Raw genomic sequence first — 1,208 nt, 5'->3', positions numbered from 1 at the left:
CGAAGTCGGGCGACTCGCCCATGACGAACGCCCACAGTTCGGCGGTGGGGTCGAGTGCCGCGCCGAGCAGCAACGTCCGCAACGCGGCAGACTTCCCTTGCCCCGGGCGGCCTCCGATCAGCCAGTTCACCCCGAGCAACGGCGCGTTGATCACCACACCGCGTTGCGACAATCCGAACGGGACACCTTCGAACACGTCAACCTGTCCATCCTGGACCAACGGCCATCCGCCGGCCCCGCCCCGCAGCACGCCTTTGTCAGCGACCCACAGGTCAAGGACTCCGTCTTCATCTCCCTTGGTAGGCCACGTTTCTAGCGACGCCCGCCCGAGGTTCGCGGCCAGCTTGGACCGGCGGGCGGCGACCATGTCGGCGGTCACTCCGAGCGGCAACCGGACCTGAGCGAACGTCCCGTCGCCGTCCTTGCGCGCGGCCACGGTGTAGACCAGCTCCCCGCCGTCACGGTAGAACCGATCCAACGGACTGATACCGAGGTGCGCAAGCGCCTTGCTGATCATCCGCTCGTCAATCCACGAGTCCGCGTCATCGCGGTCCGGCCGTACCAGCCACCCTGCACCCGGGGACCGGTCGCGTCCCTCGAACGCTGCGGCCACGGCCCACACCACCGGTGCGAGCATCAACACGACCGGGACCGACACGGCCACCGCCGACCACACGGTTTCCACTCCCGTGTAGACGTCGGCCAGCCACGGCCACATGTCGACCCGGTCCATCACCGATTCCACCAGCCACAGCACCGCCGCCACCGGAGCGGCAACGCGGACCGTGATCACCAACCGGCGCAAAGCAATGCCGAGCTTCGCCCACCGTGCCGTGGCATCCGACCGGATCAGTTCCTGCGCCGTCCGACGGGCGTCGGCATCCCCGGCCAGCCGCGCCCGGCGAGCGTCGGCCCGAAGATCGGCGTAGGTCGCCCAGTTCCAGAACTTGACCAGCCACCGCCAGTTCCCGCGCACGACAAACCACACCAGCCGGATGACATCCTGCGGGATCTTCCTCGCGCGGTAGGCGGCCAGCGACCGCGCCCGGACCATCGGCCCGGACCGCCACACCCGCCCGGCCGCGTCGGCGACTCGACGCCACGTCGACACCCGGCCCGGGACCGCCCGGCTCCGAGGCTGGGGCAACGTGTCGTCGATCAACTCGCCGTCGAGCACCGGGCCGACGTGTTCGACGTCCCGCCCGGCG

General features: G+C 70.0%; 1 pseudogene. It reads right to left on the bottom strand.

What is annotated here, in order from left to right:
* Positions 1–1,208: pseudogene (locus tag C2L58_RS14690) on the bottom strand (hypothetical protein); the annotation flags it as partial.

The sequence above is a fragment of the Amycolatopsis sp. CA-126428 genome (genome assembly GCF_002904335.1).
Taxonomy (GTDB): domain Bacteria; phylum Actinomycetota; class Actinomycetes; order Mycobacteriales; family Pseudonocardiaceae; genus Amycolatopsis.
The sequence above is the reverse complement of the archived record's forward strand: the minus strand, read 5'-3'. Positions and strand labels throughout refer to the sequence as shown.